We start from the raw sequence: 12461 nt of genomic DNA, 5'->3' as shown, positions 1-12461 counted from the left end.
AAACATCGGAGGGGATAAGACTGATGGAGTGTCGGGGATAGACATGTGCATACAAGTCAGCTTGTGTGGGAGCTGGCTTGCCTGCGATGGCATCACCTCGGTCAAAATGACCTGCCGAGGCGCCTGCATCGCGGGCAAGCCCGGCTCCCACACAAGCCGGTTCCCGCAAGATCCAGCGTATTAGTGGAACAATACCGCCGTCTTCTGCAGGGTTACCCACACACCCCACGCCAACGGAATACCGACCGCCAGCCAGGCGGCAACCGCCAATGGCACGCTACCGGAAGAGGCTTTCCATTCCAGCACAGTGCTGGAATCGGCGCCTTTGTCGTGACCCAGCGCTTGTTCAGCCGCCAGTTCCGCGTCGGTCATGAAGTACTTGTCTGCCACCGGCCGTACCAGCATGTTGCAGATAAAGCCCAGCACCAGCAGGCCGGCCAGGATGTACAAGGTGATGTCGTAGGCAGCAGCGCGTTCAACGCCGATGCTCAGTTGATACTCACGCAGGTAGTTCACCAGCACCGGGCCGAGTACGCCCGCCGCCGCCCATGCCGTCAGCAGACGACCATGGATCGCGCCGACCATTTGCGTACCGAACAGGTCTGCCAGGTAAGCCGGCACCGTCGCAAAACCACCGCCGTACATCGACAGGATGATGCAGAACGCCGCCACGAACAGCGCCACGTTGCCCAAGTGACCCAGGTTCGGGATCAGCGCATACAAGGCAAAGCCCAGAGCGAAGAACACGAAGTAGGTATTTTTACGGCCCAGGTAGTCGGAAAACGACGCCCAGAAGAACCGCCCGCCGATGTTGAACAGGCTCAACAGACCGGTGAAACCGGCGGCAATGGCAGCAATGGAAGCCAATTGACCGGCATCTAACTGACCGAACGCCAGGTCGTTACCCAACAATTTGCCGCCAAACACTTCCTGCAGCAGTGGCGAAGCCATGCCGAGGATGCCGATACCGGCGGATACGTTCAGGCACAGTACCAGCCACACCAGACGAAATTGCGGGGTTTTCCAGGCCACGTTCACATGCACATGACGGTGGGTGATCATCGCATTGCTGGCTTTTTTCGCCGGTGCGGTCCAGCCCTCAGGCTTCCAGCCAGTCGGCGGAACGCGGTAGGACAAGGCGCCACCGATCATGAATACGAAGTAGATCGCAGCCATGACCAGGAAGCTCTGCCATACACCGACACTGGTCGGCGAAGCAAAGTGCCCCATCAAGGCGGCGGCCAACGGAGCACCCACCATCGCGCCGCCACCAAAACCCATGATCGCCATGCCCGTCGCCATGCCGCGCTTGTCCGGGAACCACTTGATCAAGGTCGAAACGGGCGAGATGTAACCCAGGCCCAGGCCGATACCGCCGATAACTCCCGAGCCGATCCACATCAACCAGATCTGGTGGGTATAAATCCCCAACGCCGAGATCAGCAGACCACCACACCAGCACAGCGCCGACACGACGCCCGCCTTACGTGGCCCGGCATGCTCCAGCCAGCCACCCCAGATCGCTGCCGAGCAGCCCAGGAAAATGAAGAACAGGGTGTAGATCCAGCCCAGCATGGAGATGGGCCAGTCGCATTGGGACGAGAAGACTTGAGCGATAAAGCTCATGTCCGGCGCACACGCCACGGGAGCCGTAACGCCCAGAGCCTTGGACAGTGGTAGCCAGAACACCGAGAAGCCATAGGCCATACCGATGCACAGGTGGATGGCCAGGGCGGCCGGTGGTACCAGCCAACGGTTGAAGCCAGGCTTGGCGATGATACGTTCCTTGGACAGGAACGCAGGCTGTGCGGCAGTATGATCGGCCGCAGTGCTAGTGCTCATTGGTGTTTCCCCCAGTTATTAGTATGTGTCCGTCAGGCGCTCTCTCCCTCGGCCTTGCACGCAAGGCGTGGCCGTTTTATTGAGTAAAGCTCCCTTTTGGCGCGACGTTTAGTCGCAGAAGGCGGACGAACACGCAGAGATTAGCATCTGTGGATGACAGAAAAACCAAACTGATATCACCTTTTTCGGGATATCTGCTTTGTTTGACACCATGTAACGATCCATAAACAGCCGTACGTCCACGGGCGTTATACTCTTTGGCTAATTTTTGAAATCGACATACAAGGACTCGCCCATGAAAGCGTTCGGCAAAATCCTGGGTCTGGTACTTCTCGGGCTGTTGCTGATCATTGTGGCTCTAGGCTTTGCCCTGACCCATCTCTTCGATCCCAACGACTATAAAGACGAGATCCGCCAGATAGCCCGCGACAAGGCCCATATCGAGCTGACGCTCAATGGCGACATCGGCTGGAGCCTGTTCCCTTGGCTGGGCCTTGAGCTGCACGAAGCCAGTGTGGCGACCCTGACCAATCCGACCCAACCGTTCGCCGACCTGCAAATGCTCGGCCTGTCAGTGCGAGTGCTGCCCTTGCTGCGCCGTGAAGTGCAGATGAGCGATGTGCGTGTCGAAGGCCTGAACCTGCGCCTGAACAAAGATGTGCATGGCCACGGCAACTGGGAAGACATCGGCAAGAATGTACCGGTCGCGGGAACAACCCCCGATGCGCCCGCCGTCACTGAACCTGCCACGCCGCCCAAGCCTGAAAAGCCGCCCCAGCCGATCCGCCTGGACATCGACAGCCTGACCATCAATAACGCCCGCGTGGAATACAACGACGAGCAGACGGGCAAGCAGTTCAGCGCCGAAAGCATCCAGTTGAGCGCCGGCGCCATACACGACGGTGCCAGCATCCCGGTGAAGCTCACAGCATTCTTCGGCACCAATCAGCCGGTCATGCGCGTCAAGACCGAGCTCAACGGCAATTTGCGCATTCAGCGCGCCCTCAAGCGGTACCAGCTCGAAGACATGAAAGTCTCCGGTGAAGCCACCGGCGAGCCGTTGCAAGGCAAGACCGTGACATTCGCCACCCAGGGCCAGTTGCTGGTGGACCTGGCAGCCAACATTGCCGAATGGACCGGCCTGAAACTCTCGGCGAACCAACTGCGCGCCCTGGGCGAACTGAAGGTCAATGACCTGGACAAGACCCCGCAGATCAGCGGCGCCCTGTCGATCGCGCAGTTCGACCTGGCCAAGTTTCTCGACAGCGTCGGCCACACCTTGCCGGCCATGGCGCCGGGTAGCCTGAGCAAGGTCGAAATGGTCAGCCGTCTCACGGGCACGCCCACCAGCCTGGCCCTGGAAGACCTCAACCTGAAGCTCGACGGCAGCACCTTCACCGGTCGCATCGCCGTGGATGATTTCGCCAAGCAATCCCTGCGCCTACAGCTCAAGGCCGACACCTTCAACGCCGACAACTACCTGCCGGCCAAGTCCGAAGCGGCCAACAGTGCCGCCGTCGCCCGCCAGGCCGAAGTCCAGAGCAGCGAAGCCGGCGCCATGGCCGCCGGTGGCAACTCGCCGCTGCCGGACGCCCCGACCAAAGGCGCCTGGAGCACCGACAAGCTGTTGCCGCTGACACGCCTGCGCACCCTGGATGTGAATGCTGACCTAGCCTTCGATCAACTGACGCTGAGCAAGCTGCCCATCCAGAACGCCGTGCTGAAAGCGTCCGGCCTGGACGGCCAACTCAAACTCGATACCTTGAGCGGCGGCCTCTACAACGGCACCTTCCAGGCTAACGGCAACCTCGACGTACGCCAGGATATCCCGGTGCTGGCCCTGCAAACCCACATCAAGCAAGTACCGGTAGAACGCATCCTGCAAGCCCAGGGGAAAAACCCGCCGATCAAAGGCCAGGTCACCCTCGACAGCAACGTGAGCGGCCGTGGCAACAGCCAGAAAGCCCTGATCGACAGCCTCAACGGTACCGCCAGCTTCGTGATCACCGACGGCGTGCTGCTCAATGCCAACATCGAACAGCAGTTGTGCACCGGCATAGCCCTGCTAAACCGCAAGACCCTCAGCAGCGAGCCACGGGGCAAGGACACACCGTTCCAGGAACTCAAGGGCAACCTGACCTTCCGTAACGGCGTGGCCAGCAATCCGGACCTGAAAGTGCGTATCCCGGGCCTGACGGTCAACGGCAACGGTGATGTCGACCTGCGGGTGCTGGGCATGGACTACCGCGTCGGCATCATTGTCGAAGGCGATAAACGCGATATGCCGGACCCGGCCTGCCAGGTGGGCTCGAACTTCCAGGGCATCGAAGTGCCCTTGCGCTGCCGTGGCCCGCTGGAACTGGGTGCCAAGGCTTGCCGCTTGGACAAGGACGGCCTGAGCCAGGTCGCTCTCAAGGCGGCCGGCAACAAGATCAGCGAGAAGCTGGAAGAGAAGCTCGATAAGGTCAATCCGCAGTTGAAAGACGCACTCAAAGGCCTGTTCAAACGATGAGAGCCGAGCAATTTTCAACGGCGGTACTGGATTGGTATGACCGTCACGGCCGCCACGACCTGCCCTGGCAACAGGGCATCACGCCTTACCGAGTGTGGGTTTCGGAAATCATGTTGCAGCAGACCCAGGTCAGCACGGTGCTGAATTACTTCGACCGGTTCATGGCCTCCCTGCCAACGGTCGAAGCGCTGGCCGCCGCACCGGAAGACGAAGTGCTGCACCTGTGGACCGGGCTGGGTTACTACACCCGCGCCCGCAACCTGCAAAAGACCGCAAAAATCGTCGTTGCTCAATACGCTGGCGAATTCCCTCGGGATGTCGAGAAGCTCATTGAGCTGCCGGGTATTGGCCTGTCCACCGCAGGCGCGATTGCCAGCCTGAGCATGGGCCTGCGGGCGCCGATCCTTGATGGCAACGTCAAGCGGGTGCTGGCGCGCTTTACCGCCCAGGAAGGCTATCCGGGCGAACCCAAGGTCGCTAAACAGCTGTGGGCCACCGCAGAGCGCTTCACACCACAGACCCGCGTCAACGCCTACACCCAGGCGATGATGGACATGGGCGCCACCCTCTGCACCCGCAGCAAGCCCAGTTGCCTGCTTTGCCCGCTGGAAAAGGGCTGCGAAGCCCACATGCTTGGCCTGGAGACACGTTACCCGATTCCCAAGCCACGCAAGACCGTCCCGCAGAAGCGCACGCTGATGCCGCTGCTGGCCAATGGCGAGGGCGCAATTCTGCTTTACCGTCGCCCTTCTACGGGCTTGTGGGGCGGACTGTGGAGCTTGCCAGAGCTGGATGACCTGAGCGACCTGGAGCATCTGGCCAACCAGCACTCGCTGGAACTGGGCAAACAGCAGGAGCTGCCAAGCCTGATCCACACCTTCAGCCACTTCCAACTGGCTATCGAACCCTGGCTGGTCCAGGTCCAGGAATCCGCCCATCACGTGGCCGAGGCCGACTGGCTCTGGTATAACCTCGCCACCCCGCCGCGCCTGGGCCTTGCCGCCCCGGTGAAAAAACTGCTGAAGCGCGCGGCCGATGTATTGAACGCAGGAGTTTCGTCATGACCCGCACCATCATGTGCCGCAAATACCACGAAGAATTGCCCGCCCTGGAGCGCGCCCCGTTTCCGGGTGCCAAGGGTCAGGATATTTTCGATCACGTCTCTGCCCAGGCCTGGGCCGACTGGCAAAAACACCAGACCCTGCTGATCAACGAAAAGCGCCTGAACATGATGAACGCCGAAGACCGCAAATATCTTCAGGGCGAGATGGACAAGTTCTTTTCCGGCGAGGAATACGCCAAGGCCGACGGTTACGTGCCACCTGCTGAATAATTGATCAAAATCGGGGGTTGGAACGTAAGCGACGGTAATAATTAAATATTTTTTGAAAACTTGCTTGACGACCCCCTGAAAAACCAGTTTAATGCGCCCCGTTGCCCAGATAGCTCAGTCGGTAGAGCAGGGGATTGAAAATCCCCGTGTCGGCGGTTCGATTCCGTCTCTGGGCACCAAAATACCGAGAAACCCCAAGGAACAATCTGTCCTTGGGGTTTTTTATTGCCTGCGATCTTATGGTCTCTGGACCATTTCTGGACCAAGGTGCTTTGACAGTGTGATTGAAAGGTGTCCAAGGGATTTATGGAGCAGCGACAAAAAGCTGAATAGATTTAATCTAATTTAGATTGTCAGGTTGAGAGCCTCCCTCAGACAAGCTGAGGCGTCGGCAATACCGTCCGTCCCAACGTGGCTCTTTCGTTCCTCCTGGCGCGTTATAGGATCTCTGAGCAGCCCTCTCTGCTTTTGCTTTTCATAGCCTCTGAAGTCACGCGGTATGCGCGGTGCGCACAAGAGCACCTAATTGAAAGTACACACTCATGTTCCACATAAAATCATCTCTGCCTATCGATGGCCTCACCGTGTATAGCTTGCTCCGCGCATGATTGGTCCAGGCAAAATATAAAGGGAGCGCGCACGTCGACCTTGCCTTCCTTTAGAACTGAGGCAGGTGGCGCGGGCATTGGTGATGCAGCCGAAAGAGATGCCTGCACTGCCAGGATGAAAAGTTCAGAGCCTGAGTTACTGATAATGTGCTCACGCACCAAGCTGCCTTGAGCATCGATGGTAAATTCGGCATTAACCTGACCCTCTAGCCTCTGCGCCTGAGCGTTTGCTGGGTAAAACTTGAACAGTTGTACATGTGTTAACAACTGTTGCTCCCATAAGTGCTGTTCTGCCAGTTGCAAAGGAGTGGGGGCTCTTGCACAGGCGCAAAGCAGCAGAGCAAGTGACACCGAGCAATATTTCATAAATGCATCTCCTTAAGCTTCTCAGCCTCCCTCAGACACGCTGAGGCGCCGGCAATAAGTCCTCCCAACATGGATCTTTCGCTCCCGCTGGCGCGCCACAGAGCTTCTGAGCAGCCCTTACTGCTTTTGTTTTTCATAAGCTCAGAAATCACGCGGTGCGTACGCCATTACGCTGTGTGCTCCCACCAATAGACCAAACTACCAAACGGCTCCCACCTCAAATGAAAAGCCCGTCAGCGGGAACCCTTCCTTTGAGCTCAAGCCAGTAAGCCCCTTCAAACAACAATATCTCTCCTGCCTCGAAGACTTCATTTTTATTAAAGCCTCGAACCACTCGGACGGTTGCGCTGGTGTCCATCGCTTCACACATGACTAAATAACATGGGCATCCGGCCTGTAGCAGCCGTGTATGGCGCAGACGCTCGTCAGCTCCCAAGCTACTCGATTGAAGGCTTTCGTCAAAAACCCAGATGTATCGCTTCTCACCGATTTTTTTGGTGCCATCCTGCCAAACACGCAGAAATATCACACCATCAGAATCTCTGACGCTGCCCCACGACCAGCGCGGGTTGTTGAGAGGAGCACCAAGCTTTTCAAAAAGTCCAGATAACGTCATGTTGGTATCCTCATAGCCACAAAGGGCTGATTTATATGCTGCTGCGCTTGCTCATCCGCCCAGCTAACATCCTCTTGCGTGTCCTAACCTTTATGAAGTTTGGTGAACATTGCGCTTACATCACCACTGATGAACCACTGGAGCCTTGAGCAACCCTTCCTGTTTCAATTTTTCATTGACTCTTAAAGTCACGCGGTAAGCGCAGTGTGCAAGGGCACGGACAACTAAACGCCGACGCGTTGATGTGAAGCTATTGAGGAGAAGACTTAGCGCCGCATCTGATCAAGGGCCGGCAGATCTACGTCAACACCTTCACCAGGATCGCTGACCGTAAAGAGCGGTAGCCCCTACTCTCCCCTCGGTAGGTCCAGGGCCATGATTGATCGAAGAATACTTACGACTTCTCCGAGCTTCGTAAGGAAGCGATAGCGCAATTCGTCATCCTGATAGAATCGTGCGAGCTACTCATAACAAGCCCTTTGAGAATTTGCATGAACTCAGAATTAGCTGAAGAAGAGATGCGCCGGGCATTGTTCGGTGATGGCGAGCAATTAGAGCAGGACAATGCACCTCCAGTGCAAAAGCCACTCGCTGATATCGTGAGCACCCAGTCGGCAAAAACGGCTGAGAAAAAGAAAGTCACGAAACCATTCACTCCCAGGCTGAGAGTTACCCTGCGGGTGGGCAATGAATTTGAAGGCAAGACGTATGAGATGGTCCATGAGGCTGATACGCTGAGTACCCTCCAGGCGGAGCAAGAAGCTACCAAGGTGGCTAGGAAAAAATACCGATTTGTTGAAGTAGTTTCGATCAAGTCGATGTAAGTGGATTCCCACGGGGCTTAGCGTACGATTCTTTCCGAACTCTATAGCCCCCCTAATCCGCCTCTACTGGCATGGCGGCCAAGTGCTAATTCAGCCGCAGTCAGCCTGCATTAACCGGGGATGCGGCGGAAATCTTGGACTACCTGGAGGTAGTTCATGTATTCATACGAAGACCGTATCCGAGCGGTCAAGCTCTACATCAAACTGGGCAAGCGAACCGGGGCAACTATTCGTCGACTACCGTCGGATGCGAGCTTCGTTGAGCAGGCAGCGTGTGCGCCTTTCAGAGAAGGTGGTGCAGCGTTTGATGAAGCAGGAGTGCCTAGTCGTCGCCAAACCGAAACGGCGTCGATACGGTTCCTACCTCGGGGAGATCAGTCCGGCGCCGGAAAACCTCCTCAACCGCGACTTCAGGGCCCTAGCTCCGAATGAGAAATGGCTGACCGACATCTCGGAGTTCCAGATCCCGGCCGGCAAGGTGTACCTGTCCCCCATGATCGACTGCTTCGATGGGAAGGTAATCAGTTGGTCGATCGGCACGCGTCCCGACGCCGAGCTTGTGAACACGATGCTGGATGCCGCTGTCAAAACGGTGGCCAGCAACGATAAACGGCCTGTTGTTCACTCCGATCGTGGCGCTCACTACCGCTGGCCCGGCTGGCTATCGCGCATCGCTGATGCGAAGCTGATTCGTTCGATGTCGCGCAAATGCTGCTCACCTGACAACGCGGCTTGTGAAGGTTTCTTCGGCCGACTGAAAACGGAGCTGTTCTATCCTCACAACTGGCAGTCAACGAGCATCGAGCAGTTCATTCAGTCCTTGGATTCATACATTCGCTGGTACAACGAAAAACGTATAAAGATTTCCCTCGGCGCGCTCAGTCCCATTGAGTATCGTGAAAGCCTGGGCTTCGCGGCATAACCCAGTCCAAGTTTTTGTCCGCATCCCCACTGGGTCAGTTTTAAATAAGCGCCAACAATCGGTGAAAACGCTGGCCACATCAAACAAGGGCTGGCCAAGCTGAAGGGGTCAAGAGCAGGCTAGCCGTCCTTAAGGGCAGTTCAGAATCGCGGCGGGCAAGCCTGATGATGGGTAATCTGAATTGCTCTGACGGGCTGCTTTTGGTCGATTCTGTTGAAATAGTCGGTTTTTTCAGAACACTGTAGGATGGGGTGGTGAAAACGCCTCCTCAGCACGTATTTATGTGAAATCTCAGCCTGAAAGGCTCTGCGAATATTCGAAATTTTAATCTCCGACGTGTACTTTGATGCCTCAAAAACTGCCGCCGACTTTTTCAACAGAATCGGCCAGAAGCGGACATTCGCTGGAGGCCTATAGTCTTGCCTTGCCTGATTCACGCACAATATCTGTAATCGTGATTGTTCTTATGCAAGGAACACAATATGCAGCTCAACTCTATGACCTTTCAGAGCACAGTTCGCCCCGGAGGCTCATCAAACGGCTGTACCACTTTCGAGCGTTGCTTTTCCGATTTTCGAATCGACGAACAGTCCCAGGTGACCACGTTCAACCTATCGCACAGCCCGGCTCATGCGTTCAAGGAACGTTCGCGGAATATCCTCGGTCACCCGTATAGCTATCGGAGACCGGACGACTTTCAGTGCCGCCAGTAATCGTCAGGGAGCGCGGTAGCCATATTACTGTGAAGGTCACAACGGGCTTGCCTATAAGCAATTATCTAGGTTGGTCGCCAGGATTTAATTTTCCGAAAATGTGCATTTTATTTGCGTTTGATATTTTTGCAAAAAGCAAACTTCCATACTCAGGATTATCTGATTTTTTGTAGTTACTGGCCTTTACTAAGTCATTAATGCATGTATTGTGAGTCACTACTATAAGATTTTTGTTGACGACCTTATGCTTTTGTAGTTTTTTAACTATGTCGCTTCCGCAAATAGTCTCTCGGCCTGGTAAAAGGATTGATTTGCCCAGCATAAATTCTGATGTTTGAACTGTTCTAGTGGTTGGGCTGGTAAAAATATCAGAATTATCTAATAAAAAATGTGATCTTATAAGAGCGCCAGTTTCTTTTGCTTTCTGGCTTCCAAACAGTGTAATCCCATCTTCTGGGCCTAGGCATGGGTTACTTGAGCGGTCGCAGCGCTCTTCGTGCCTTATCAATAAAATGACACTTCCACTTTCCCAGTCATCAAAAATGCCTGATTGAGCTAATTTGTTGTTTGCTCCTAAGTCTTCTACCGTGTTTTTCGCGAATGTGTCGTAAGCAATAAATGCAGCACTGACAAAACCAATGCTAATTAATACCTTGGATAGACTTCCATTGATCACTTGTATAGCTCCTAACTAAAAGTCGCGAATCCCAAGCCATACTTAGCTCGGAGAAATTGAAATCGCCTAGGATGCTAACAAGGCAGAAAAATTATGAGGTTAGGAAATTTCCGACAGGCACGTATGAATTTTCGTTGTTTGTTACGTCAGTGAGTCCGGCTTAATCGTCATCATCCAAAACCGTCTAGCATAACCAGGTGGGCACACTCTTGAATGACCAGAGCTTTGAAGGACTTGGAATAGGAACGGTGTGTTGGCTGCATGAAATACCCACTTAAAAGGCTAAAACTGGTGCCCACTTGAATTTAAGTGCACACCATGTCTTGGCTTTGCAGGGTTGGGTAGCCGCGCGGACTCACTCCGCCGAGTACCTACACGCGAGCTCATAAGCTTTGACTTTTTTCTCCAGGAATTCGATTTTCTGCAACAGAAGAATTTTTATGATGTCATCTGCAGTCTTGGTCTGACTCCCCTCAAAAGACCTCTCCAGCCTTCCAACGATTTCATTGTTCATGCTCCGCCTGTCTGCCTTTGCAGTACTCTTAATTTGCGCATGAAGCTGAATTGGGAGGCGCACAATAAAAGGCTCACGATTGCTTTGCATATTCCGACTCTAATAGGTAACGAATCAATATCATATAAATATCATCACGTGGGTTTCTGTAGGAGTTTTCCCAAAGAGTTAATACCTTCCCCCTAACAGAGCAGCCCCTCTTCCAAACACGCGCTATAGCGGCAGAGACTTTCGACGGAATGATTGAGCTCAGCTCTCCTTACTGCCACAGCCCTTTTAATGTTCAAACGACGTCACTGGGTACGGATAGCGACAGCGCCTGCACTGAGGTGAGTCGAATGCAGGCGGCTGGGCAGCAGAGATGCCATCAGGTGGGGCTGATAAAACATTCATGGCTGGAGAGCGGCGGCGTTTATGGTTACCGCAAAATCCATGACGACCTGCGCGAGGTCGGTGAAGTTTGCGGGCGCCATCGTGTGGCAAGGCTGATGCGTCTTGAAGGGCTGCGCTCTCAGACAGGTTATCGACGCCGTCCTGGAAAGTACGGCGGTAAGCCAGCGGTCGCCTCACCCAATTTGTTGAAGCGCCAGTTCGATGTCGTGGAGCCCAACAAGGTTTGGGTCACCGACATCACCTACATTCGTACGTATGAAGGCTGGTTGTATTTGGCGGGGTGCTGGATCTGTTTTCTCGTCAGGTCGTTGGCTGGTCAATGAAGGCGCAGATGACCAGAGATTTGGCTATTGACGCGTTGTTGATGGCGGTTTGGAGGCGTAAACCGAAGCAAGAGGTGATGGTTCATTCCGACCAGGGCAGCCAGTACAGCAGCTCCGATTGGCGCAGCTTTTTGAGCGCAAACAATTTGGTTGCCAGCATGAGTCGCCGAGGCAACTGTCATGACAACGCCGTGGCCGAGAGCTTTTTCCAGCTTCTGAAACGGGAACGGATCAAGCGAAAAATCTACATCACGCGGGAAGATGCTCGTAGTAATGTGTTCGATTACATCGAGATGTTCTACAACGTAAAACGCCGCCATGGTTTCAACAATCAGCTGTTACCGGTAGAGTTTGAAAAGCGTTACGCAATGAGCTTACAAGGTGTCTAGAGAATCCGGGGCGATTCAGCCTGCGTCTTTTGCACCAGCTAAGAAATCACGTCAAGACGACCACAGGAAAACCGAATCAAATCGCCGACGCTAATTTCTCCGGGCAAAACATCATCTAATTCAACGACAACTGAGCCAACCACCACTAACCGCTCTTTTAGATCAATCACCTCAGCCAGAAACTCATGAGCAAAACTCTCACCTAAACGTTGCATGACTGGCTGAGCATTCAATTCCGCCTTGGTTGCTCCCCTAATCGAGATGGCAAGCAAAGGCTCGCGCAGGCGATCCCCCACCTGCATGCTGCATGGATGAGAAAAAGCCACGCACTCAAAATTTTCATCACCAATTGTCAGCATTGCCTCTTGCGCATCTTTAGAAATCCATTCACACCGCTTAACGATCATTTAGAAAACCCTAAACTAGGTGC

The 12461-nt window shown here is 54.6% G+C and carries 10 protein-coding genes, 1 tRNA gene and 2 pseudogenes; 7 read left to right on the top strand and 6 right to left on the bottom strand.

Features of this window, described 5'->3' with window-relative positions; all coding sequences use genetic code 11:
• Positions 1-180: 180 nt before the first annotated feature.
• Positions 181-1842: an OFA family MFS transporter gene (locus tag HKK55_RS27370; protein ID WP_169357440.1), complete on the bottom strand. Its 1662-nt coding sequence runs from the start codon at positions 1840-1842 to the stop codon at positions 181-183.
• 295 nt (positions 1843-2137) lie between these two features.
• On the opposite strand from HKK55_RS27370, the gene HKK55_RS27365 reads away from it, so the two are divergent.
• The 4 genes from HKK55_RS27365 (at position 2138) to HKK55_RS27350 (ending at position 5866) form a co-directional block, all read left to right on the top strand.
• Positions 2138-4354 carry an AsmA family protein gene (locus HKK55_RS27365; protein WP_169357439.1) on the top strand — a complete coding sequence of 739 codons (2217 nt, stop codon included), beginning with the start codon at positions 2138-2140 and terminating at the stop codon, positions 4352-4354.
• Entirely contained in the window at positions 4351-5418 is a 1068-nt protein-coding gene (mutY, locus tag HKK55_RS27360) for an A/G-specific adenine glycosylase (protein WP_155582960.1), read from the top strand. The genes HKK55_RS27365 and mutY overlap by 4 nt, the downstream gene beginning before the upstream one ends.
• Positions 5415-5687, top strand: a complete 273-nt coding sequence (locus HKK55_RS27355; RefSeq protein WP_155582961.1) for an oxidative damage protection protein — start codon at positions 5415-5417, stop codon at positions 5685-5687. The genes mutY and HKK55_RS27355 overlap by 4 nt, the downstream gene beginning before the upstream one ends.
• Before the next feature lie 103 nt (positions 5688-5790).
• A tRNA-Phe gene (locus HKK55_RS27350) sits at positions 5791-5866 on the top strand.
• 378 nt (positions 5867-6244) lie between these two features.
• Here HKK55_RS27350 and HKK55_RS27345 read toward each other — a convergent pair.
• A complete protein-coding gene (locus HKK55_RS27345) occupies positions 6245-6661 on the bottom strand; it encodes a TonB family protein (protein ID WP_169357438.1) in 417 nt (138 codons plus the stop codon).
• A gap of 217 nt (positions 6662-6878) precedes the next feature.
• Positions 6879-7277, bottom strand: a complete 399-nt coding sequence (locus tag HKK55_RS27340) for a hypothetical protein (RefSeq protein ID WP_169357437.1) — start codon at positions 7275-7277, stop codon at positions 6879-6881.
• Between the two features lie 491 nt (positions 7278-7768).
• On the opposite strand from HKK55_RS27340, the gene HKK55_RS27335 reads away from it, so the two are divergent.
• Positions 7769-8101: a hypothetical protein gene (locus HKK55_RS27335; RefSeq protein WP_169357436.1), complete on the top strand. Its 333-nt coding sequence runs from the start codon at positions 7769-7771 to the stop codon at positions 8099-8101.
• A gap of 238 nt (positions 8102-8339) precedes the next feature.
• Positions 8340-9023, top strand: a pseudogene (locus HKK55_RS27330) (IS3 family transposase); the annotation flags it as partial.
• 774 nt (positions 9024-9797) lie between these two features.
• Here HKK55_RS27330 and HKK55_RS27325 read toward each other — a convergent pair.
• Positions 9798-10412, bottom strand: coding sequence for a histidine phosphatase family protein (locus HKK55_RS27325; RefSeq protein WP_237151300.1), 615 nt, complete (start codon positions 10410-10412; stop codon positions 9798-9800).
• A gap of 355 nt (positions 10413-10767) precedes the next feature.
• Entirely contained in the window at positions 10768-11016 is a 249-nt protein-coding gene (locus HKK55_RS27320) for an Arc family DNA-binding protein (protein ID WP_169357435.1), read from the bottom strand.
• Between the two features lie 281 nt (positions 11017-11297).
• Between HKK55_RS27320 and HKK55_RS27315 the strand changes: the two are divergent.
• Positions 11298-12031 (top strand): annotated as a pseudogene (locus HKK55_RS27315) (IS3 family transposase); the annotation flags it as partial.
• A gap of 38 nt (positions 12032-12069) precedes the next feature.
• On the opposite strand, the gene HKK55_RS27310 reads toward HKK55_RS27315, so the two are convergent.
• Positions 12070-12438: a hypothetical protein gene (locus HKK55_RS27310; RefSeq protein ID WP_169357434.1), complete on the bottom strand. Its 369-nt coding sequence runs from the start codon at positions 12436-12438 to the stop codon at positions 12070-12072.
• Positions 12439-12461 lie beyond the last annotated feature (23 nt).

This window comes from Pseudomonas sp. ADAK18 (genome assembly GCF_012935695.1).
GTDB lineage: Bacteria > Pseudomonadota > Gammaproteobacteria > Pseudomonadales > Pseudomonadaceae > Aquipseudomonas.
The sequence above is the reverse complement of the archived record's forward strand: the minus strand, read 5'-3'. Positions and strand labels throughout refer to the sequence as shown.

Coding starts and splice junctions, on each gene's coding strand:
- HKK55_RS27370 (WP_169357440.1), bottom strand. CDS start 1,842: ATGAGCACTAGCACTGCGGCCGATCATACTGCCGCACAGCCTGCGTTC.
- HKK55_RS27365 (WP_169357439.1), top strand. CDS start 2,138: ATGAAAGCGTTCGGCAAAATCCTGGGTCTGGTACTTCTCGGGCTGTTG.
- mutY (WP_155582960.1), top strand. CDS start 4,351: ATGAGAGCCGAGCAATTTTCAACGGCGGTACTGGATTGGTATGACCGT.
- HKK55_RS27355 (WP_155582961.1), top strand. CDS start 5,415: ATGACCCGCACCATCATGTGCCGCAAATACCACGAAGAATTGCCCGCC.
- HKK55_RS27345 (WP_169357438.1), bottom strand. CDS start 6,661: ATGAAATATTGCTCGGTGTCACTTGCTCTGCTGCTTTGCGCCTGTGCA.
- HKK55_RS27340 (WP_169357437.1), bottom strand. CDS start 7,277: ATGACGTTATCTGGACTTTTTGAAAAGCTTGGTGCTCCTCTCAACAAC.
- HKK55_RS27335 (WP_169357436.1), top strand. CDS start 7,769: ATGAACTCAGAATTAGCTGAAGAAGAGATGCGCCGGGCATTGTTCGGT.
- HKK55_RS27320 (WP_169357435.1), bottom strand. CDS start 11,016: ATGCAAAGCAATCGTGAGCCTTTTATTGTGCGCCTCCCAATTCAGCTT.
- HKK55_RS27310 (WP_169357434.1), bottom strand. CDS start 12,438: ATGATCGTTAAGCGGTGTGAATGGATTTCTAAAGATGCGCAAGAGGCA.